This is a genomic window from Marmoricola endophyticus (genome assembly GCF_014644415.1).
Taxonomy (GTDB): domain Bacteria; phylum Actinomycetota; class Actinomycetes; order Propionibacteriales; family Nocardioidaceae; genus Marmoricola; species Marmoricola endophyticus.
Genome location: NZ_BMKQ01000001.1, coordinates 2,855,779 through 2,876,163, shown reverse-complemented (window position 1 = coordinate 2,876,163; position 20,385 = coordinate 2,855,779). Strand labels below are relative to the sequence as shown.

Here is a 20,385-nt window from a genome sequence, read left to right as displayed (position 1 = left end):
GCTCGCTGACGCTCGCTGCTCGACCACCGGTGGTCGAGCCCGACCGAGCGCCAGCGAGGGAGGACGTCGAGACCACCACCCGCCGGACGCCGCCGGGTCGCGACGCGGGCGGGCCCGCGACCGGGGTGGTCGCGGGCCCTCGCGGTGGGTCAGCGGTGCAGGTCGAAGCGGTCCGCCTCCATGACCTTCGTCCACGCCTTCGCGAAGTCGGCGACGACCTTCGCGGCGGCGTCGCCGGAGGCGTACACCTCGGCGACGGCGCGCAGCTCGGAGTTGGAGCCGAAGACGAGGTCTGCCCGCGTCCCGGTCCAGCGGACCTGCCCGTCGGAGCCGCGGCCCTCGAAGATCGTCTGCGACTCGTCGGTCGCCGACCACGTCGTCCCCATGTCGAGCAGGTTGACGAAGAAGTCGTTGGTCAGCAGACCGACCCGGTCGGTGAGCACCCCGTGCGTCGACCCACCCGTGTTGGCGCCGAGCACCCGGAGGCCGCCGAGGAGGACCGTGGCCTCGGGGGCGGTCAGGCCGAGCAGGTTGGCGCGGTCGACGAGGTGGTACTCGGCAGGCATCGTCGCCGCCTTGCCCAGGTGGTTGCGGAACCCGTCGGCGGCCGGCTCGAGCCAGGTGAACGACTCGGCGTCGGTCTGCTCGGCGGTCGCGTCCGTACGACCCGGGGTGAAGGTCACCTCGACCGGGTGCCCGGCGTCGGCGGCGGCCTTCTCGACCGCGGCGGACCCGGCGAGCACGATCAGGTCGGCCAGCGAGATCCGGTGCGGGGTGGAGGAGCGGATCCCGTCCAGCGTGCTCAGCGTGGTGGCCAGCTCGTCGGGGTCGTTGACCTCCCAGCCGGACATCGGCTCCAGGCGTACGCGGGCACCGTTGGCGCCGCCGCGCTTGTCGCTGGCCCGGAAGGACGAGGCCGACGCCCAGGCCGCCTTGACCAGCTGGCTCACCGAGAGACCGGAGTCGAGCACCTGCTGCTTGAGCTCGGCCTGCGCGGCCGCGTCGACCAGCTCGTGGTCGACGGCGGGCACGCGGTCCTGCCAGATCAGCGGCTCGGCCGGGACCTGCGCGCCGACGTACCGCTCGATCGGGCCCATGTCGCGGTGGGTGAGCTTGAACCAGGCGCGCGCGAACGCGTCGGCGAACTGGCCGGGGTTCTTCCAGAACCGGCGCGAGATCTCCTCGTAGACCGGGTCCGTGCGCAGAGCGAGGTCGGTGGTGAGCATCGTCGGCTTGCGCTTGTTCGGCGTGCCGTCCGGGTCGGGGATGCTCGGGTGGTCGGTCTTGGCGATCCACTGGTTGGCGCCGGCGGGGCTCTGCTCGAGCTCCCACTCGTACGTGAACAGGTTCTCGAAGAAGCCGTTCGACCAGGCCGTCGGCGTGGAGGTCCAGGTGACCTCGAGACCGGAGGTGATCGCGTGCTCGCGTACGCCGGACTCGTACGACTGCTTCCATCCCAGGCCCATCTGCTCCAGCGGGGCACCCTCGGGCTCGGGCCCGACGTACTCCTCCGGGTCGGCGGCGCCGTGGGTCTTGCCGAACGTGTGGCCACCGGCGATCAGGGCGACGGTCTCCTCGTCGTTCATCGCCATCCGGGCGAAGGTCTCGCGGATGTCGCGGGCGGCGGCCATCGGGTCGGGCACGCCGTTGGGGCCCTCGGGGTTGACGTAGATCAGCCCCATCTGGACCGCGCCGAGCGGCTTCTCCAGGTCGCGGTCGCCGGTGTAGCGCTCGTCGCCGAGCCAGGTCCGCTCGGGCCCCCAGTACACGTCCTGGTCGGGCTCGTAGACGTCCTCGCGCCCGCCGGCGAAGCCGAAGGTGGGGAAGCCCATCGTCTCCAGCGCGCGGTTGCCGGTGAAGATGATGAGGTCGGCCCAGGAGACCTGGCGGCCCCACTTCTGCTTGACCGGCCACAGCAGCCGGCGGGCCTTGTCGAGGTTGCCGTTGTCGGGCCAGGAGTTCAGCGGCGCGAAGCGCTGCATCCCGGCGCCCGCTCCCCCGCGGCCGTCATCGACCCGGTACGTGCCTGCAGAGTGCCAGGCCATCCGGATCATGAAGCCGCCGTAGTGCCCGAAGTCGGCCGGCCACCAGGGCTGGGAGGTGGTCAGCACCTCGTCGACGTCGGCGGCCAGCGCATCGAGGTCGACCCCGGCGAACGCGGTCGCGTAGTCGAAGTCGGCGTCCATCGGGTTGGACGCGTCGCCGTGCTTGCGCAGGATCGAGAGGTTGAGCTGGTCGGGCCACCAGTCGCGGTTGGACCCTCCCTGGACGGGGTGCAGCAGTCGATCGCCGTGTGCCACCGGGCAACCGCCGGTGGGCTCGTTCATGTCACCTTCGACGGCGTTGGGGTGGTCGGTGTGGCGCTCGGTCACGGGGGCGTCCTCTCGGATCGGCAGGGGTTCGACGACGCCTCCGACCCTCGCGCGAATACTTGAACTAGTCAAGATTGGTCGAACCCTTCCGCACGGCGACGCACGTACCGGGACGTCGCTCGCCGGAACGGTCCCGGCCGCGGCGAGGTCGCTCGACGTACGGGCCGACCGCCGGAGCACTGGCCTGGACCAGCACTGCTCGACAGTAACTTTGGTCGCTCTGTACCGTTTTGCTGACGAAACGCCCATTTGTCGCGTGAGGGACGTCATGTCGATCCAGCTGAGCGAGGCCGCACCCGCGGACCGCTGCACCTGGGTCCGTCGCGGCCTCGTCCTGCTCGGCCTGGCGGTCGGAGTCGTTCTCGCCGGCGTACTCCTCAGCGGTCCCGCGCACGCCGACGACGGGTCGGGTCACGGCCTGCTGTCCGGCAGCACCGCGCGGCCCGAGTCCCCCCAGCAGCGACCCGGCGCCCTCGAGGCGGTCACCCAACGCACCCGCGGAACCGCGGACGAGGTGACGCAGCGCGCCGAGGCGGTCGTACGGACGACCACGCGGGTGGTCGGCCAGGCCGCCCGATCCCAGGCACGCCCGGCGCCCTCGTCGCCCACCCCGTCGGAGGCCACCACGTCGGACCGGTCTCGCTCGGTGACACAGGTGGCCCGCGACGCCCAGGAGCCCAGCACCGACCGGCGGGAACCGCGTACGACCCACGCACCGCACCGGCCCTCCGCGACGCACGACGCTCGGGCGACGCGGATCGACGTGCCGTCGACGGTGCGGGGCACCACGACCCACACCACGCGCGCACTCGTCTCACTCACCGACCGGACCACCGACGCGCTGCGTCGCGTGACGGACGCGGTCGCACCGGCACTCTCGCCCGTCGTGCGCGGAGTGGGCACCACGGTCGACGGCATCGCTCGTCGCGTCGACACCACCGTGAACCTGTCGACGCGAGGCCTCGACACCGGGATCAGCCGTCTCGAGGGCCACGTGCTCCCTGCCGACCACGTGGTCGACCCGGCCGGGTCGACCGTCGTGCGGCCGGCGCGTACGCCCGCGCACGACGTCACCCGAGCCGCCACGACCTCGCAGCACGGCACGGTCCGTCCGGCGGAGCCCACCTCCGTCCCGGCGTCGTCCGCCGCCGCCCCAGGTGACCACGACTCGGCCTCGATGCTCGACCCCGCGCCGCTCCCCCGTCCCGGTCAGCCCTCCCTCGGCGACCCGATCGCCGCCTGCTCGAGCACGTCGGGCGGCTCCTCCGCCTCCCACAGCGGCGGAGCTGCACCCGCGGCACTGCTGGACGACGCGGCGGTGACCGACGCACGAACCGTGACGCTTCCCCGGGGCTACGACCACACCCTTCTCAGCGGTCCGTCCTTCGACCCGGGTTCTTCTCCCGACTGAGGTGCGGCGGGCGCTGCTGAACGCGCCACGCCGATCGCGGCGCACCGCCGCGAATCTCACCCACCTCAAGGAGAAGAACATGCGTACATGGATGACCCGTGTGCTGTGCTCGCTCGGCGTCACCGGGGGCTTCCTGCTCCTCGGCGTCGTGCTCGCCAGCACTGCTTCAGCGGAGGACCAGGGGTCCTCCACAAACGGTGACCACGCTGTGGTCAGCGGCAACCAGGCCGGCACCGGCAACCTCGGTTCGGTGGGCGCCTCCGGCAACCAGGTCACCGTCCTGGGCGACCACAACACCAACAAGGGCGGTTCCACGAGCGGCACCAGCAGCTCCCCGGACCCCGCCGACACCACCTCGGGCGACCACAGCCTGCTCGGCGGCAACCAGGCCAGCACCGGCAACGTCGGCTCGGCCGACGCGAGCGACAACCAGGTCACCGTCCTCGGCGACCACAACAAGGTAGAGCCGAAGAGCACCGGCGGCACGGACAGCAGTGACGGTTCCGGTGACAACCGCACGACCTCCGGGGACGACAGCGCGCTCGGCGGCAACCAGGCCGGCACCGGCAACGTCGGTTCGGTCGACGCCAGCGACAACCAGGTGACCGTCATCGGCGACGGCAACAAGGCCGAGCCGAAGGGCACCGGCACGGCCGGCGACGACGGTTCCGCCAACACCGTTGCGGGCACCACCGACGGCACCGACGGCGCGGGCTCCGGCAACCAGGTCGGGCTCGGCAACGTCGCGCCCGTCGACGCCTCGGGCAACCAGGTGACCGTCATCGGCGACGGCAACAAGGCCGAGCCGAAGGGCACCGGCACGGCCGGCGACGACGGTTCCGCCAACACCGTTGCGGGCACCACCGACGGTACCGACGGCACCGGCTCCGGCAACCAGGTCGGGCTCGGCAACGTCGCGCCCGTCGACGCCTCGGGCAACCAGATCACCGTCCTCGGCGACGGCAACACCAACGCCGGCGGCACCAACCCGGGCACCTCCGGGACCAGCACCGGCACCACCGGCGGGGGCACCACGTCGGGAACCGACGGCACCGGCTCCGGCAACCAGGTCGGGCTCGGCAACGTGCTGCCCGTCGACGCCAGCGGCAACCAGATCACCGTCATCGGCGACGGCAACACCAGCACCGGCGACAGCACGGCCACCAGCGGCACCGGCAACACCGGCAACACTGAGACGAGTGTCACCGACGGTACCGACGGCACCGGCTCCGGCAACCAGATCGGACTCGGCAACGTCGCGCCCGTCGACGCCTCGGGCAACCAGGTGACCGTCATCGGCGACGGCAACACCAGCACCGGCGGCACCAGCACCGGCGGCTCCAACCCGGGCAGCTCCGGGACGAGCACCGGCACCACCGACGGCACCGACAGCACCCTCGGTGGCAACCAGGTCGGGCTCGGCAACGTGCTGCCCGTCGACGCCAGCGGCAACCAGATCACCGTCATCGGCGACGGCAACACCAGCACCGGCGACAGCGCGGCCACCAGCGGCACCGGCAACACCGGCAACACTGGTACGAGTGCCACCGACGGTACCGACAGCACCGGCTCCGGCAACCAGATCGGACTCGGCAACGTCGCGCCCGTCGACACCTCCGGCAACCAGATCACCGTCATCGGCGACGGCAACACCAACGCCGGTGGCGGCACCACCACCGGCAGCGACACTGGCACCGGCACCACCGGCGGAAGCACCACCTCGGGCACCGACGGCACCGGCTCCGGCAACCAGATCGACACCGGCGGCATCATCCCCATCGACACCTCCGGCACCCAGATCACCGTCATCGGCGACGGCAACACCAATGGCGGCGGGACCACCGGTGGCGACGACCCCGGCGGTGACAACCCCGGCAGTGACAACCCGGGTGGTGACAACCCCGGCGGTGACAACCCCGGCGACGGCAACCCCGGCGACGGCAACCCCGGCGACGGATCCGGGACCATCGTGACCGCCGTCGACACCACCCGGACCGGTAGCACCGGAGCGGCGACCGTCTCCTCGAGCACGACGGGTTCCTCAGCGACCCCGACGGCCGGTCCTACGACCGGCGTGCTGCCCCAGACCGGCGCACCGGCCTCGACGGCGTACCTGCTGCTCCTGGCCCTCGGGATGCTGATCGGGGGGCTGTCTCTGCTGCGGCGGCGACCGCGACGCGGCTGAACCGGCTGTTCGACGCCCGGGGCCGAGCCGTCCGCGGCTCGCCCCGGGCTCGGACGCAGGCGTCGCACAGTGCCACCGTGACGGCGCGCCGGGCTCGGTGCCCGCCCGGCTCAACGTCGGGCTGTCCCGACGCTGGTCGCGCACCGCGGCGGCGAAGGCCGGCGCGGCCGGCCGGAGCCGTGACTCACCTCGCGAGCAGCTCCACGCGGTTGCCGTGGGGGTCGACGGTGTGCAGCCGGACGAACCCCGGGAAGGTGTCGCGCTCGGAGTCGTCGACCGGGTGGCCCGCGCTGCGCAACGCGTTGGCAGCGACGTCGAGGTCGTCCACCACGAGCGCCGGGTGCGCCTTGCGGGCCGGCGTCATCGGGTCCTCGACACCGACATGGATCTCGGCAGTGACCGTGCCGGTGTAGTCGTACGAGCGGAACCAGCAGCCCCCACGACCGGCCAGCGCGTCGGGCTTGGGCACCTCGGTCATCCCCAGGCACCCGACCCAGAAGGCACGCGCGGCCTCCTCGCCCCCTGGCGGGCAGGAGACCTGCACGTGGTGCAGCCGCACCTCAGCGGCCCACGACGCAGAACACGCGCCGGAACGGCATGACGACGCGCCCCTCGGCCGGTGGGTACGCCTCGCGCAACCGCTCCTTCAGCTCTGCGACGAACCGTGCCCGCAGCTCCGGCTCGGGCTCCAGCGCCCCCAGTGCCGGGCGTGCGCTGGTCGCCGAGATCCAGGTGAAGACCGGGTCGGGGTCGGTGGTGGCGTCGAGGACGTGGAGGTACGTCGTCTCCCACGCGTCGACCACGTCGGCGAGCGGCCGGACGGCGTCGGCGTACGTCGGCGCGTCGTACGAGCCGGGGCGGGCGAGGTCGCGCAGGTGCTCGCGGTACGGGCGCTCGCGCTCCAACTCGAGGCGCACGGTGTGGCTCGGCTCGTCGAAGTTGCCGGGGACCTGCATCGCGAACCAACCGTCAGGAGCCACCCGTGCGACCAGGCCACGGACCAGGTCGAGGTGGTCGGGGACCCACTGCAGCGTGGCGTTGGTGACGACGACGTCGACGCGGTCGTCGGGGTTCCACTCCCGCACGTCGCCGACCTCGTAGCGCACGCCGTCGCCCAACGCTCGTGCCTTCTCGATCATCGCCGGGGAGGAGTCGATGCCGGTGACGTCCGCGTCGGGCCAGCGCTGTGCGAGCAGACCGGTGAGGTTCCCCGGACCGCAGCCCAGGTCGACCACGGCTCGCGGCGCGCTCGCACGGACGCGGGCGAGCATCTCGACGAACGGTCGCCCCCGGTCGTCGGCGTAGGTGAGGTAGCGGGCGGGGTCCCAGTCGGCGGCCATGGGTCGATCCTGCGGCGACTTTATCTTGATGTCAAGATTCTCGACTCGTGGCCTAGGCTGGCGTTGTGGAGGACGAGGTCGACGCGCTGGTCGCTGCGTGGCAGCGGGAACGGGCCGACCTGGACCTGGGACCGGTCGAGGTGTTCAGCCGGATCTCCCGTCTCTCCCGCCTGCTGGACCGCGCACGCCGGCAGGCCTTCACCGCGCACCGGATCGAGCCGTGGGAGTTCGACGTGCTCGCGGCGCTTCGACGCGCCGGTGTGCCGTACGAGCTCTCGCCCGGCAAGCTGCTCGTCGAGACCCTCGTGACCAGCGGGACCATGACCAACCGAGTCGACCGGCTGGCCGCCCGCGGTCTCGTCGTCCGCGAGGCCGACCCGGCGGACCGCCGCGGCGTGCTCGTACGACTCACGGCCGACGGCAAGACGGCCGTCGACGCCGCCTTCGAGGCGCTGATCGACTCCGAGCGTGAGCTGCTGGCGTCGCTGCCCGAGCCCGACCGGGTACGCCTGGCCGGACTGCTGAAGACGCTGATGGGGCCCCTGGGCGAGCGCTGACCCCGCGAGACGTCGCGTGTACGGGCCGCCTCGCGACCCGGCCCCGCGAGACGTCGCGTGTACGGGCCGCCTCGCGACCCGGCCCCGCGGGACGTCGCGTGTACGGGCCGCCTCGCGACCCGGCCCCGCGAGACGTCGCGTGTACGCGACGTCTCGCGGAGAGGGCGGCTACTCCGCGAGCTCTGCGGCCTCCAGCCACTCGGCCTCGAGCGTCTCGCGCTCGGCGGCGAGGTCGGCCAGCCGGGCCGAGAGGTCGGCGAGGGCGACGTGGTCGGTGGCCTTCTCGGCCGCCTCGGCGTGCAGCTTCTCCTCCTGCTCGGAGAGCTTCGCGAGCTGACGCTCGGCCCGCTCCATCGCCTTGCGGGCCGCACGGGCCTCGGCGCTGCCGGCACGGGTGGTCGGCGCGGGAGCGGTCGCCGTCGTCGACGCCTCGGGCCCGGTCGGCGCCGGCAGCCGGCGCCGGTGCTCGAGGTACTGCTCGACCCCGCCGGGCAGCATCGAGAGCTGGCCGTCTCCCATCAGCGCCCAGGTGGAGTCGGTGACCCGCTCGAGGAAGTACCGGTCGTGGGAGACCACCACCAGCGTCCCCGGCCAGCCGTCGAGGAAGTCCTCGAGCACGTTGAGGGTGTCGATGTCGAGGTCGTTGGTCGGCTCGTCGAGCAGCAGCACGTTCGGCTCGTCGAGCAGGATCCGCAGCAGCTGGAAGCGCCGCCGCTCACCGCCGGAGAGGTCGCCGAGCCGAGCAGTCAGCTTGTCGCCGGTGAACCCGAAGCGCTCCAGCATCGAGGAGGCGGAGACGTCGCGCCCGTCGGCGGTGCGGGTGAGGCGTCGTACACCCTCGACGGTGTCGAGGACGCGCGCGGTCGGGTCGACCTCGAGGACCTGCTGGGTCAGCTCGGCCAGCGCGACGGTACGACCGGTCCGCACCCGCCCGTGCTGCGGCTCGACCCGCCCGGCGAGCAGCCCGAGCACCGACGACTTCCCCGCTCCGTTGACCCCGACGACGCCCACCCGGTCACCGGGCCCGAGCCGCCAGGTGGCGTGCGAGAGCAGCTGCTTGTCGCCGCGGGTCAGGTCGACGTCCTCGACGTCGAGCACGTCCTTGCCCAGTCGCTGCGTCGCGAACCTCTGCAGCTCCATCGAGTCGCGCGGCGGCGGCTCGTCGGCGATGAGCGCGTTGGCGGCGTCGATGCGGAACTGCGGCTTCGAGGTCCGCGCCGGGGGGCCTCGACGCAGCCAGGCCAGCTCCTTGCGCATCAGGTTCTGCCGGCGCTGCTCGGACGCGGCGGCCTGGCGCTGCCGCTCGGCCTTCGCGAGGACGAAGGCGGCGTACCCGCCGTCGTAGGTGTCCACCACGCCGGCGCCGTTCGCCGCCGGGTGCACCTCCCAGGTCCGGGTGGACACCTCGTCGAGGAACCAGCGGTCGTGGGTGACCACCACCAGTGCAGTACGACGACGAGCCAGGTGACGCGCCAGCCAGGCGACCGCCTCCACGTCGAGGTGGTTGGTCGGCTCGTCGAGCAGCATCAGGTCGTGCGGCTCGAGCAGCAGCCGGGCCAGCGAGCAGCGCCGACGTTCACCGCCGGACAGACCGTCGACGGAGCGGTCGAGCGCGAGGCCGGCCAGCAGCACCTCGACCACCTCGCGCGTGGTCGCGTCCGCCGCCCACTCGTGGTCGGCCCGGCCCCCGAGCACGACCTCGCGGACGGTGTGGGTGTCCTCGAGCTCGTCGCGCTGGTCGAGGTAGCCCAGGTGCAGCCCGCGGGTCCGCGCCACCCGCCCCGAGTCGGGCTCCTCGCGGCCGGCGATGAGGTTCATCAGCGTGGTCTTGCCGTCACCGTTGCGACCCACGATGCCGATCCGGTCGTCCTCGGCGACGCCGAGCGAGACCTCGTCGAGCAGGATCCGTACGCCGTAGGACTTGGAGACCTTCTCCAGCGAGACGAGATTGGCAGCAGGCATCAGTACGACACCTCGTGCGCGCCCGCCACGGGCCCCGTCGTCGCCTGGACCCGCTCGTGGCCGGCCTCGGTCAGCCGGCGTCGTACGTCGATCGCGTGGTCGCCGTCGCGGCACAGGAACAGGCAGGTCGGTCCGGAGCCGGACAGCAGCCCCGTCAGCGCGCCGGCCGCGACGCCGGCGTCGAGCACCTCGCGCAGGTCCGGCCGCAGCTGCAGCGCCGGCGCGGCCAGGTCGTTGCCGACCGCCGCGGCCAGCGCGTCGGCGTCCCCGGAGCGCAGCGCGGCGAGGAGCGGCTCCGGCACCTCGGGGGCGGGGTCCCCACCGCCGGCACGGTCGAGCTCCGCGTAGACCGCCGGGGTAGAGAGCCCGATGTCGGACTCGACCGCGACCCACCACCAGGTCCCGTTGTCCTCCACCCGCTCGACGACCTCGCCGCGACCGTGGCCGGTCGCGCTCCCGCCGACGAGCGCGAACGGCACGTCGCTGCCCAGCCGCGCGGCGAGCGCGAGCAGGTCCTCGTCGGAGGTCTCGAGCTGCCAGAGCCGGTCCAGCGCGAGCAGCGTCGCGGCGGCGTCCGCGCTGCCGCCGGCCAGCCCGGCCGCGACCGGGATCTGCTTCTCGATCCGGATCGCCGCGGCGCGGCGCACGCCGTGGTGCTCGGTCAGCATCCGCCCGGCCCGCACCGCGACGTTGTCGGTGCCGCGCGGCACCTCCGAGCCGTCGATCCGCTCGTGGCAGCGGACGTCGAGGTCCCAGCGCGGAGCGTCGGTGACGGTGACGTCGTCGTAGATCCCGACCGCCTGGTAGAGCGTCGCCAACGGGTGGAAGCCGTCCTCGCGCACCCTCCCGACCCCGAGGTGGAGGTTGATCTTCGCCGCTGCGCGGACGGTCAGGCCGCTCATGCCGCGTCCAGCGTCGCGTCGAGGGACTCGGCCAGCCGGGCGAACTCGGTCACGTCGAGCCGCTCGCCGCGCGTCATCGGGTCGATCCCGGCGCCACGCAGTGCCGCCTCGGCCACCTCGGCCGAGCCGGCCAGGTCGCGCAGCGCGGGTCGCAGCGCCTTGCGCCGCTGGGCGAAGGCGGCGTCGACGACCGCGAAGACACGTTCGCGGCTCGCGGTCGTGACCGGCGGCTCGCGCCGGGTGAGGGCCACCAGGCCGGAGTCGACGTTGGGTGCGGGCCAGAAGACGGAGCGGCCGACGGCGCCGGCGCGGCGCACGTCGGCGTACCAGGCCGCCTTGACCGAGGGGACGCCGTACGTCCTCGACCCGGGGCCCGCGGCCAGCCGGTCGGCCACCTCGGCCTGCACCATCACGAGTCCGCGCCGCAGCGACGGCAGGAGGGCCAGCAGGTGCAGCAGGACGGGGACGGCGACGTTGTACGGCAGGTTCGCCACCAGTGCCGTCGGCGCGGGGCCGGGCAGGTGGACCACGCGCATCGCGTCGTCCTCGACCACCTCGCAGCTGCGACCCGGGGCACGCTCGGCCAGCGTCTCGGGAAGGGCGGCGGCGAGGACGGGATCGACCTCCACGGCCGTCACGTGGTGGGCCACCTCGAGCAGCGCCAGCGTCAGCGACCCGAGGCCCGGACCGACCTCGAGCACCACGTCCTCGGCGCTCACCCCGGCCTCGCGGACGATGCGCCTGACCGTGTTGGCGTCGATGACGAAGTTCTGGCCACGCTGCTTGGTCGGGCGCACGTCGAGGCGTTCGGCCAGCCCGCGCACGTCGGCCGGGCCGAGCAGACGGACGGGCTCTGGCATTCCGCGAGGCTAACCGAGCCGATTCTGGCGAGCGCAGTCGGCACGGGCCGGGGCTGCCGTCGGACCGGCCCGCCGCGCCCGTGCCGACCCGGTCAGCACCAGGACAGCGCAGAGGTCCCCAGCGGACGCCGGTCCCCCGGGTCCGGGACTGCCCGTCCGTCGAGGGTGTACGGGGCCGCCGGCTCGACGACGCGACCGAACGTGGTGTCGTACGACGCCAACGCACCGAGCGGCGCGGACGGACGCGGCAGCGCGAGCACCGTGTCGCGGTCCAGCAGCCCCAGTCGCTGCACCCAGGTGCACACCCCGGCCAGGCTGATCCGGATCCGCCACGAGCCACCGTCGACCGCGCGGCGGCGCAGCACCGACGCCACGGCGGCGGCACCGAGGTAGGCGGCGAGGTAGTCGTTGAGCAGGCGCGTCGGCGGCAGCGCCGGCCGGTCGGTCCACTCCTCCGCCGCGAAGCCGGTCGCTGCGCAGGCCAGCTGGTCGAAGCCGCCCCGGTCACCCCACGGACCGGTCTCGCCCCAGGCGTGCAGGTCCAGCTCGACCAGCCCCGGCCCGTCGGTCCGGCCGCGCCGCTCGGCGAGCACGCCCCACTGCTCGGTGTGCCGGTAGGAGTTGACCAGCACGTCGGCGCCGTCGAGCACCTCGGCGTACGCCGCCCGCTCGTCGGGCCGGCGCAGGTCGCAGAAGGCGTTGCGCTTCCCCGCCCCGGTCAGGACGAGCATGCCGTTCGGGTCGGGCCGGTCGGCGCGCGAGACGTGGAGCACGTCCGCCCCGTTGCGCGCGAGCAGCTGGGCCGCGACCGGGCCGGCGATCACGTGCGTGTGGTCGAGCACGCGTACGCCGTCGAGCGCCTCGCGGTCCTCGCCCAGCACCGGTAGCGGCGCCGGCGGCGCGTCGCCGACCCGCTCGACCTCCACCACCGGCCGCGACGCGACGTGGCGTCCGGCCGGGTGCTCCGCCCACTCGGCGGCCGCACGCACCATCGCCGCGACGCCGCCGCGAGCGCAGATCGCGCCCTCGAGGTCGAGGGCGCGCCAGCGCGCGACCGCTCGCGCGATCGCCGTGCGGTCGCTCAGCGGCCCCGCGTCGCCGAGGACCGACCAAGCGGCGTCGCGCAGGTGCGGGTACGACGTCAGGACGAACACCCACCTGTCGTCGGCGGTGCGGTAGAAGTCGCAGTCACCCAGCAGGCGGGGGTCCTCCATCAGCCCGTGGACGGGGATCCCGGCGACGGTGGTGTGGAAGGCGCCCATCAGCTGGTCGATCGCGGCGCCGGCGTCGACGGTGACCGCGCGGGGCGCTCGCCCGCGATCGGTCCCCAGCGCGGCGGTCTGCTGGGCGAACACGCCGATCGCGGCGGACATCGCGTCGGCGAGCCGGTGCACGGAGGGGACGAGCGGGTCACCGCCGACGACGCTGACCTTGTCGGACTCGGCAGCGCGCGCGCCGAGGGTCGTCAGGAGGTCACGTACGACGGCACTGGTCGCGGGAGGAGCAGCGGGCGTCTCGGGTACGAGGTGGGTGGTCATGCAGCGACCCTCGTGCGAGGAGAGGAGTCGGCGAAGAGATCACGGATATCCGTGGTCGTGGCCGTCGACGGCGGCCAGGACGCGCCGGGCGGCACCGTCGAGGCGTACCCGCTCCGAAGCCCCGCGGCCCTCGCCGACCAGGACGAGGGCCGCGACGACGCGTCCGCCCCGGGTGACGGGCACCGCGACGGCGGAGACCCCGGGGTCGGCGGCGCCGTCGCTGTGCGCCACCCGGGAGGCGCGGATCGCCGGCACCGCACGGACCAGCTCGGCGGTCGCCTCGGCGTCCTCGAGGTCGAGCTCGGCGACCAGGTCGCGCCGCTCCGACTCGTCGGCCAGGGCGACCAGGAGCCGACCCGCCGCCGTCCGCAGCAACGAGCGGGGGTGGTGCTCGTCGGCGACGTACGACAGCCGGGGCACCTCGTCGGGGCCGCCGCGACTGACGTAGACCGCCTGTGCCCCGACGCGGACCGCGAGCAGGAGCGTCGTACCGGCCAGGGCGCCCAGCCGGTTCAGCTCGTCCTGGGAGAGAGCGGGGAGCGGGACCCCGTCGATCAGCGTGAGCACGTGCAAAGCGGGCCCGAGCCGGAAGCGGTGCTGGTGCTCGAGCAGGAAGCCCGTCGCGACCAGTCCGTTGGCCAGGTCCTGGATGGTGCTCGCCGGGACGCCGAGCGCACGGCCGAGCTCCGCGGTCGTGGCACCCCGCGGGGCGCGGGCCACCTCCTCGAGGATCGCCGCGACCCGGTCGACACCGCGGTGGTGCGCACGCCGGCCGTGACCGTCGACAGGGGTCACGGCCGGGCGCTCACCGGATCAGAACCCGGCGCCGCAGTTCGGCCAGGCGCCGTACCCGCCGCGGGCGTCGCGGACCTTCTCGGCCACCGCGATCTGCTCGGAGCGGCTGTGCTGGTCCGGGCGGCCGGAGCCGCCGTACGCGTGCCAGGTGCCCAGGTCGAACTGCAGGCCGCCGTAGTAGCCGTTGCCGGTGTTGGTCGACCAGTTGCCGCCGGACTCGCAGGCCGCGATCTTGTCCCACACGGAGTTGCCGGAGGCGAAGTTGGGCGCCGAGACCTCGGGCTCCTTCGTACCGACCCGGACGATCGCCTTGCGCGCGGGCTTCACGGTCTTCGCGGAGACGACCGCGCGCTTGTCGAGCTTGCCGTTGCGGAAGGTCAGCCGGTACGTCACGTCGCGGACCCCGTCGACCCCCGAGCGGACCGTCTCGGTGTCGCCCTTGTCCATCGAGTCGTCGTCGCGGCGGATGGTGCCGGCGTCGACCTTCTCCTGCGGCACGCGCTTGGTCGCGGTACGGATCCGGGTCACGACCACCTTGGTGCCGTCGGCGATGGTCGCGTCGAGCCCCGGCTTGGTCTGGTCGTCCGCGTCGGCCGGGACGTCGAGCTTCTCCAGCGCGTCCTTGACGTCGCTGGCGGCCACGGTCACCTTGCGCTGCTTCTTCGCGCCGTCGACGAGCACGATCTTCTTCGGCGTGGTGATCGTGAGCGCGAAGCCCTCACGGTCGATCGAACCGCGGTTCTGGGAGTAGTCGGCGCCGGTGATCCGCACGCCCAGGTCGTCGATGGCGTCGGAGACGGTGCGCGCGGTCGTCCACTCGGTGGACTTCTGGCCGTCGACGTCCAGGTCGACCGGCTTGCCGTAGCGCACGGCGATCCGGGTGTTGTCGTCGACCGGCTGGTCCGGGCTCGGGGCGACCACGTCGTGGGAGCCGACCGAGATGTTTTCGGACTTCAGCACGTCACCGACGGTGTCGGCGGTCGTGCTGACCTCCTGCTGCTTGCCCTCGACCGAGAGCGTGACGTCCTTGGTCATCGCCGAGTAGCCGACCGTGGTCAGCGCCAGGGCGGCGACGATGAGGACCGCCAGACCGGCGACCCAGCCGCGGCGGGCGCCGCGGGCTCGCGCCAGGAGGGCGCTGGGGGTCAGGCGGGACAGGACACGGGGGGAGGACGGAAGTCGCACACAGATCCAGACGTCGAGCTCTCCGGGTCACGGAAGGGATCCGGCGCACCCGTCTCGGGAGGGGATCCCGACGTGGAGGCACGCCGGGAGAGTCGTGCGGTCCGTTCCCGGCCAACAAGTCCTCGACCGTACGGACGACGTACGGGCTCTGCAAACCCTGGCTGTGGACGGTGAGCGGGCTCACGACACATGCGTCACACCAGTCTCGCGCGTCTCTGTCGTGCCCACCCGTGGGGGTCGATCTCAGCCCCAGGGACCTCCGTACGCCGCGAACGTGTTCGTCTCGATCGCCCGGCACAGGTCGGCCAGGTCGTGCTGCAGCGTGTCGGCCATGGAGCGGACCGTCAGCGGCACGAGGTACGACGCGTTCGGCCGGCCGCGGTGCGGGGTCGGGGTGAGGAAGGGCGCGTCGGTCTCGACCAGCACCCTGTCGGTCGGCGTCGTGCGCAGGGCCTCGCGCAGCGGGTCGGCGTTCTTGAACGTCACCGTGCCGGAGAAGGACAGGTACGCCCCGCGCTCGAGGCACGCCTCCGCGAACGCGGCATCGCCGGAGAAGCAGTGCATCACCCAGCGCTCCGGCGCACCGACCTCGTCGATGATCCGGAGCACGTCGTCGTGGGCGTCGCGGTCGTGGATCTGCAGCGTGCGGTCCAGGTCCTTGGCCAGCACGACGTGCCGCCGGAACGACTCCTGCTGCGCCGCGCGCCCCTCCTCACCGGTGCGGAAGTAGTCCAGCCCGGTCTCCCCCACCACGCGCACCTGCTCGTCGCCGGCCAGCTCGGCGATCTCGGCCAGGGCGTCGTCCAGCTCGCCGCGCTCCGCCAGCAGCGGCGCCTCATTCGGGTGCAGCGCGACGCCGGCGACGAGGGCGTCGTACTCCCTGGCGGCCTGCACGGACCACCGTGCACTCGGCAGCTCGCAGCCGATCTGCACGATTCGCGGTACGCCGACCGCCGAGGACCGGGCCAGGGCTTCCTCGATGGAGAGCCAGTCGCCGTCGCTGCCCGCCATGTCGAGGTGGCAGTGGTTGTCGACGACCGGGTACGGCAGCGGGTCGGGCGCCGGCGGCCGCTCGGCGGAGCGGGTGTCTCGGCGGGTGCGGACGGGCTGGTCGAGCGGTTCGGTCACCCCTCCAGTGTCGGTCACCGCTTGTGCACGGCGTCGTACACCAGGCGCTTGGGGACGCCGGCCCGCCGCGCGACGACCACGATCGCCTCCTTGCGGGAGGTCCCGGCGGCCTCCTCGGCGGCGACCTGCGCGACCAGGCTCTCCGGGTCGTCGTCCGGCTCGGGCTCGGGCGCGCCCTCGACGACGAGGGTCACCTCGCCGCGCACCCCCTCGGCAGCCCAGGCCGCCAGCTCCGGGAGCGGCCCGCGCACGACCTCCTCGTGGGTCTTGGTCAGCTCGCGACAGACCGCCGCGCGCCGCTCGCCACCCCACGCGTCGGCCATCGCCAGGAGCGTCTGCTCGGTGCGGTGGGGCGACTCGAAGAACACCAGCGTGCGGCGCTCGTCGGCCAGGGACGCCAGCAGACGGGCGCGCTCGCCCGCCTTGCGCGGCGCGAACCCCTCGAAGCAGAACCGGTCGACCGGCAGGCCGCTGACCGCCAGCGCCGTGAGGACCGCGCTCGGCCCCGGGACGGCGGTGACCGCGACTCCCTCCTCGACGGCGGCGGCGACCAGCCGGTAGCCGGGGTCGGACACCGACGGCATCCCCGCGTCGGTCACCAGCACCACCCGCTCGCCGCCGAGCAGCGCCTCGAGCAGCTGCGGGGTCCGCCCCTGCTCGTTGCCCTCGAAGTACGACAGCACCCGCGCCTCGGTGCGTACCCCCAGGTCGGCGAGCAGCCGCTGCAGCCGGCGCGTGTCCTCGGCGGCGATCACGTCGGCGCCTGCGAGCTCGGCCGCCAGCCGGGGCGGGGCGTCGGCGTACTGCCCGATCGGCGTGCCGGCCAGCACGAGGACTCCGGCGGCCCCGGTCACTTGGTCGCTCACACCTACGATGATCGCGCACCACCCGCACGCAGCCCGTCCCCCGCCTCCAGGAGCACCCGCGTGACCCAGGCCCCGCTCGCTCCGGCGCGTGCCGACGTCCCGGACGAAGGCGCCGCGCCCGGCCCGTTCGCCGTCTCCGACCGCGTCGCCGGCTGGGTGGCCACGTTCGCGGTCGGTGGCCTCGCGCTGTTCCTGCGGCTGTGGCACCTCGGACGGCCGCACGCGTTCGAGTTCGACGAGACGTACTACGCCAAGGACGCCTGGTCGCTGCTGCACTTCGGCTACGCCCAGAACTACGTCGACGACGCCAACGACAAGATCCTCGGCGGCCAGACGACCGGCATCTGGAAGGGCACCCCCGAGATGGTGGTGCACCCCGAGGTCGGCAAGTGGCTGATCGCGGCCGGCGAGCACCTGTTCGGGATGAACCCCTTCGGCTGGCGCTTCGCCTCCGCGATCGTCGGCACGCTGATGGTGGTGGTGATGGTGCGCCTCGCCCGGCGGATCACCGGGTCCACGCTGCTCGGCGTCGTCGGCGGTCTGCTGATGTGCCTCGACGGGCTGCAGCTGGTCCTCTCCCGGCTGGCGCTGCTGGACATCTTCCAGGCGTTCTTCGTGCTCTGCGCCGTCGCCTGCCTGGTCGCCGACCGGGACTGGGGCCGGGCGCGGCTCGCCGAGCTCGCGCCGGACGGCGTACGCGACGGCTTCGGGCCCGTGCGCCGGATGCTGCTGCGCCCCTGGCGGGTCCTCGCCGGCGTCTGGTTCGGCTTGGCCTGCGGGACCAAGTGGAGCACCGTGTTCCTCATCGCCGGGTTCGGGCTCCTCGTGTGGGCCTGGGACGCCGGCGCGCGCCGGCGGATCGGCGTCCGGGAGGCCTGGCTGCGCTCGGCGCTGGTCGACGCGCTCCCGGCCTTCGGCTGGCTGGTGCTGCTGCCGGTGGTCATCTACACGGCCACCTGGACCGGCTGGCTGCTGCACGCCTCGGTCTACGAGGACGCGCTGTCGAACACGCAGTACGGCCCGTACTGGGGCTCCTACCTCCAGCAGGACACGCACGGCTTCCTCGCCGAGGCGGTGCGATCGCTGCGCTCGCTGTGGCACTACCACCACGACGTCTACTCCTTCCACACCGGACCGGGGCTGGCGCAGGCGACGCACCCGTACCAGTCGAACCCGCTGGGCTGGACCCTGCTGAGCCGTCCGGTCGGCGTCGACGCACAGCTCGACATCAAGCCCGGCGTCGACGGCTGCACCGCAGCGACCGACAGCACCTGCCTGCGCCAGGTGCTGCTGCTGGGCAACCCCGCCGTGTGGTGGGGCGGCACCGCGGCGCTCGCGTACGCCGTCGCCGGGTGGTTCGGCCGTCGCGACTGGAGGTACGGCGTCGTGCTGGTCGGCGCGCTCACCGCCTGGCTGCCGTGGCTGCGCTACGACGACCGGCCGATCTTCAGCTACTACGCGATCGTCATCGAGCCGTTCCTGATCCTCGGGCTCGTGCTCGTCCTCGGCCGGGTCCTCGGTCCGCGAGGGGCGTCCGCCGTGCGCCGACGGGTCGGTGCACTCGCGGCAGGGGCGTACGTGCTGGTCGTGGTCCTGCTCTTCGGCTGGTTCTGGCCGATCTGGACCGACGCGCTGATCACCACGCCCGACTGGCTGGACCGGATCTGGTTCAAGCGCTGGATCTGAGGCGGCAGGCGGTCGCGGTTCGCCCACGGTATGCAGACGAACCCGCAGGTCCCACGGGTCATCACTCATGGGAAGCGCGGGTACGTCGCGGGAAGGACGACGCGGTTCCGGCGCGAGCGTCAGCCGTTGAGCAAGTCGTCCTCGGCCTCGACGGAGGTGACCTCCAGGCGCAGCCGCGCAATCACGGCGTACGGCACGGACAGGCGCGTGAGCAGCACCTGCACCTGCGGCAGCAGCCAGGCCTGGGCCTGGAGCTCGACCCGCTGGATCTCGGTGCGCACCCGCAGCCAGACGACGGGTTCGCCGGCACGATCGGGCAGCCAGTGCGCGTCGAGGACCCCCGCTCCCCCGAGCGAGGCGACCATGGGCACCATCGCGGCGTCGACCGCCCGGCGCAGCGCCTCACCCTCCACGTGGCGACAGTACGACGGTCCGGTCTCCTTCACACCGTGCACCCGGAAGGCCATGCCCTAGCGTGGTGCTCGTGAGCGACGAGCCCGACTACCGCTTCACCCTCGCCAACGAGCGCACCTTCCTCGCGTGGATGCGCACCTGCCTCGCGCTGCTCGCAGCCGCGGTCGCGGTCGTCCAGCTCGCGCCGGACCTGGGGTCGCGGCCGTTCCGCGAGGTCTGCGCGGTGGTGCTGGCCCTGCTCGCTGCGGCCTCTGCGGTCGCCGGGGTACGACGCTGGGTCCAGGCCGAGCGCGACATCCGCGCCGGCGCGCCGCTACGCCAGGGGCGCTCGCCGTACGTCCTCGCCGCGGGCCTCGCGCTGGTCGCCGCGGCGGTGGTCGTCGTCACCGTCGTCAGGATCGCCTGAGTGGGCCTCGTCCCGAGCGACCTGCTCGACCGCGACCCGGGCCTGGCGCTCGAGCGCACCAGCCTGGCGTGGAACCGCACCGCGCTGGCGCTGCTGGTCAATGGGGTGCTCGCGGTGGTCCACCACGAGGGCGGTCTCCCCCAGCCGGTCGGGCTGACCCTGCTGACCGCGTCCCTCGTCATCGCCGCGGCGGCCAGCACCCACGCCGCGGTCCGGGGTCGCCGGGTACGGCGCTCCACGACGTGTCCCGGCCCGAGCACGGTCGCGGTCGTGGCGCTCGGCACGGCGCTGACCGCGCTCTGCCTGGGCACGGCGGTCGCCGTCGTGGTCAGCGTGCCGGGCTGAGCCGCGTCTCCGCTCGCTCGGCCGCCCGGGCCGCGACACCGGCGTCGTCGCAGAACCCGCGCCGGCTGCGCTTGAGGCACAGCAGCCCGACGAGGACGCCCTGCCCGTCGACCACGGCGAGACGGCGGGCGACGGCGCCCTCCAGCAGTGGCAGCACCTCACGCACCGTTGACGTCGGCCGGACCACGCGACCCCGCAGGGTCCCGGCGCCGATCGCGGGGGCTGCGTCGGTCACCCCCGACAGGTCGTCGCGCACCACGGTGCCCACCAGCCGACCGTCCGGGTCGACGAGGAGCACGAGGTGGACGTGGTCGTCGCGCAGCGCCTCGCGAGCCGCGCCGACGGTCGCGTCGGCGGCCAGCACCTTGGGCGAGCGCACCATGACCTGACCGACCGTGCGGTCGGCGTACGCGCCCAGGTCGACGGTGCCCAC

The 20,385-nt window shown here is 73.4% G+C and carries 19 protein-coding genes; 6 read left to right on the top strand and 13 right to left on the bottom strand.

The annotated features are described in order from the left end of the window. Nucleotides 1-149 precede the first annotated feature (149 nt). Nucleotides 150-2,327, bottom strand: coding sequence for a catalase/peroxidase HPI (katG, locus tag IEX42_RS14115; protein ID WP_188781149.1), 2,178 nt, complete (start codon nucleotides 2,325-2,327; stop codon nucleotides 150-152). 301 nt (nucleotides 2,328-2,628) lie between these two features. Between katG and IEX42_RS14110 the strand changes: the two genes are divergently transcribed. Next, nucleotides 2,629-3,783: a hypothetical protein gene (locus IEX42_RS14110; RefSeq protein ID WP_188780343.1), complete on the top strand. Its 1,155-nt coding sequence runs from the start codon at nucleotides 2,629-2,631 to the stop codon at nucleotides 3,781-3,783. 79 nt (nucleotides 3,784-3,862) lie between these two features. Next, entirely contained in the window at nucleotides 3,863-5,968 is a 2,106-nt protein-coding gene (locus tag IEX42_RS14105) for a beta strand repeat-containing protein (protein WP_188780342.1), read from the top strand. 184 nt (nucleotides 5,969-6,152) lie between these two features. Here IEX42_RS14105 and IEX42_RS14100 read toward each other — a convergent pair whose 3' ends face one another. Further along, nucleotides 6,153-6,527 carry a VOC family protein gene (locus tag IEX42_RS14100; protein WP_188780341.1) on the bottom strand — a complete coding sequence of 125 codons (375 nt, stop codon included), beginning with the start codon at nucleotides 6,525-6,527 and terminating at the stop codon, nucleotides 6,153-6,155. Nucleotide 6,528: 1 nt separating this feature from the next. Further along, complete coding sequence (locus IEX42_RS14095; RefSeq protein WP_188780340.1) at nucleotides 6,529-7,308, bottom strand: methyltransferase domain-containing protein; 780 nt, start codon at nucleotides 7,306-7,308, stop codon at nucleotides 6,529-6,531. A gap of 65 nt (nucleotides 7,309-7,373) precedes the next feature. Here IEX42_RS14095 and IEX42_RS14090 point away from each other — a divergent pair, with 65 nt between their 5' ends. Then, nucleotides 7,374-7,865: a MarR family winged helix-turn-helix transcriptional regulator gene (locus tag IEX42_RS14090; RefSeq protein ID WP_188780339.1), complete on the top strand. Its 492-nt coding sequence runs from the start codon at nucleotides 7,374-7,376 to the stop codon at nucleotides 7,863-7,865. 168 nt (nucleotides 7,866-8,033) lie between these two features. On the opposite strand, the gene IEX42_RS14085 is transcribed toward IEX42_RS14090, so the two are convergent. The 8 genes from IEX42_RS14085 to rsmI form a co-directional block, all read right to left on the bottom strand. Then, entirely contained in the window at nucleotides 8,034-9,827 is a 1,794-nt protein-coding gene (locus IEX42_RS14085; RefSeq protein WP_188780338.1) for an ABC-F family ATP-binding cassette domain-containing protein, read from the bottom strand. Then, a complete protein-coding gene (locus tag IEX42_RS14080) occupies nucleotides 9,827-10,729 on the bottom strand; it encodes a 4-(cytidine 5'-diphospho)-2-C-methyl-D-erythritol kinase (protein ID WP_188780337.1) in 903 nt (300 codons plus the stop codon). Before IEX42_RS14080 ends, IEX42_RS14085 begins: the two co-directional genes overlap by 1 nt. Continuing rightward, nucleotides 10,726-11,589: a 16S rRNA (adenine(1518)-N(6)/adenine(1519)-N(6))-dimethyltransferase RsmA gene (gene rsmA / locus IEX42_RS14075; RefSeq protein ID WP_188780336.1), complete on the bottom strand. Its 864-nt coding sequence runs from the start codon at nucleotides 11,587-11,589 to the stop codon at nucleotides 10,726-10,728. The genes IEX42_RS14080 and rsmA overlap by 4 nt, the downstream gene beginning before the upstream one ends. Nucleotides 11,590-11,681: 92 nt before the next feature. Then, complete coding sequence (locus IEX42_RS14070) at nucleotides 11,682-13,127, bottom strand: CoA transferase (protein ID WP_188780335.1); 1,446 nt, start codon at nucleotides 13,125-13,127, stop codon at nucleotides 11,682-11,684. Between the two features lie 39 nt (nucleotides 13,128-13,166). Beyond that, a complete protein-coding gene (locus IEX42_RS14065; RefSeq protein WP_188780334.1) occupies nucleotides 13,167-13,922 on the bottom strand; it encodes an IclR family transcriptional regulator in 756 nt (251 codons plus the stop codon). A gap of 18 nt (nucleotides 13,923-13,940) precedes the next feature. Beyond that, nucleotides 13,941-15,107: a resuscitation-promoting factor gene (locus tag IEX42_RS18310; protein WP_308422236.1), complete on the bottom strand. Its 1,167-nt coding sequence runs from the start codon at nucleotides 15,105-15,107 to the stop codon at nucleotides 13,941-13,943. 243 nt (nucleotides 15,108-15,350) lie between these two features. Further along, nucleotides 15,351-16,235, bottom strand: a complete 885-nt coding sequence (locus IEX42_RS14055; protein ID WP_188780333.1) for a TatD family hydrolase — start codon at nucleotides 16,233-16,235, stop codon at nucleotides 15,351-15,353. A gap of 14 nt (nucleotides 16,236-16,249) precedes the next feature. Continuing rightward, nucleotides 16,250-17,101, bottom strand: a complete 852-nt coding sequence (rsmI, locus tag IEX42_RS14050; protein ID WP_229660869.1) for a 16S rRNA (cytidine(1402)-2'-O)-methyltransferase — start codon at nucleotides 17,099-17,101, stop codon at nucleotides 16,250-16,252. 60 nt (nucleotides 17,102-17,161) lie between these two features. Between rsmI and IEX42_RS14045 the strand changes: the two genes are divergently transcribed. Then, entirely contained in the window at nucleotides 17,162-18,787 is a 1,626-nt protein-coding gene (locus IEX42_RS14045; RefSeq protein ID WP_188780332.1) for a dolichyl-phosphate-mannose--protein mannosyltransferase, read from the top strand. A 119-nt stretch (nucleotides 18,788-18,906) separates the two neighbouring features. Here the strand turns inward: IEX42_RS14045 and IEX42_RS14040 are convergent, their stop codons facing one another. After that, nucleotides 18,907-19,254 carry a hypothetical protein gene (locus IEX42_RS14040; RefSeq protein WP_188780331.1) on the bottom strand — a complete coding sequence of 116 codons (348 nt, stop codon included), beginning with the start codon at nucleotides 19,252-19,254 and terminating at the stop codon, nucleotides 18,907-18,909. A gap of 17 nt (nucleotides 19,255-19,271) precedes the next feature. On the opposite strand from IEX42_RS14040, the gene IEX42_RS14035 reads away from it, so the two are divergent. Next, on the top strand, nucleotides 19,272-19,607 hold the full coding sequence (locus IEX42_RS14035) for a DUF202 domain-containing protein (protein WP_229660868.1): 336 nt from the start codon (nucleotides 19,272-19,274) through the stop codon (nucleotides 19,605-19,607). Next, nucleotides 19,608-19,952, top strand: a complete 345-nt coding sequence (locus IEX42_RS14030; protein ID WP_188780330.1) for a DUF202 domain-containing protein — start codon at nucleotides 19,608-19,610, stop codon at nucleotides 19,950-19,952. It begins immediately after the preceding gene. Here the strand turns inward: IEX42_RS14030 and IEX42_RS14025 are convergent. After that, nucleotides 19,936-20,385: a CBS domain-containing protein gene (locus IEX42_RS14025; protein WP_188780329.1), complete on the bottom strand. Its 450-nt coding sequence runs from the start codon at nucleotides 20,383-20,385 to the stop codon at nucleotides 19,936-19,938. The genes IEX42_RS14030 and IEX42_RS14025 overlap by 17 nt on opposite strands.

Bases quoted from the DNA above. Each gene is read 5' to 3' on its own strand.
- katG (WP_188781149.1), bottom strand. From the start codon at position 2,327: ATGAACGAGCCCACCGGCGGTTGCCCGGTGGCACACGGCGATCGACTG.
- IEX42_RS14105 (WP_188780342.1), top strand. From the start codon at position 3,863: ATGCGTACATGGATGACCCGTGTGCTGTGCTCGCTCGGCGTCACCGGG.
- IEX42_RS14095 (WP_188780340.1), bottom strand. From the start codon at position 7,308: ATGGCCGCCGACTGGGACCCCGCCCGCTACCTCACCTACGCCGACGAC.
- IEX42_RS14085 (WP_188780338.1), bottom strand. From the start codon at position 9,827: ATGCCTGCTGCCAATCTCGTCTCGCTGGAGAAGGTCTCCAAGTCCTAC.
- IEX42_RS14080 (WP_188780337.1), bottom strand. From the start codon at position 10,729: ATGAGCGGCCTGACCGTCCGCGCAGCGGCGAAGATCAACCTCCACCTC.
- rsmA (WP_188780336.1), bottom strand. From the start codon at position 11,589: ATGCCAGAGCCCGTCCGTCTGCTCGGCCCGGCCGACGTGCGCGGGCTG.
- IEX42_RS14070 (WP_188780335.1), bottom strand. From the start codon at position 13,127: ATGACCACCCACCTCGTACCCGAGACGCCCGCTGCTCCTCCCGCGACC.
- IEX42_RS14040 (WP_188780331.1), bottom strand. From the start codon at position 19,254: ATGGCCTTCCGGGTGCACGGTGTGAAGGAGACCGGACCGTCGTACTGT.